The 226-nt window shown below is 61.9% G+C and carries 1 protein-coding gene; it reads right to left on the bottom strand.

Annotated features, from left to right (window positions below; translation table 11 throughout):
- Positions 1-226 (bottom strand): hypothetical protein (locus ACV22W_RS33795; RefSeq protein ID WP_448023885.1); only part of this gene is annotated, 226 nt, incomplete at both ends.

The following is a 226-nucleotide window of genomic DNA, read 5'->3' as shown; positions in this document are numbered from 1 at the left end:
CTTCAGCGACATCAGCCCGCCGCTTTGCAGCGCGCCGAACGCGTTGTCGATCTGCTTGCCCTGGATCGCCAGCGTGTTGTCCGCCTTGATCGTTCCGCTGTTCGTGAACGACTGCGCGTTCTGGAAATCGATGTTCGTCGCACTGATCAGCGGCCCGTCGATATTCTGCTGGCTGGCCTGCGCGAGATACACGACCGGCACGAGCACCGACTGACCGTCGACCACA

The sequence above is a fragment of the Burkholderia sp. AW49-1 genome, assembly GCF_053427845.1.
The sequence above is the reverse complement of the archived record's forward strand: the minus strand, read 5'-3'. Positions and strand labels throughout refer to the sequence as shown.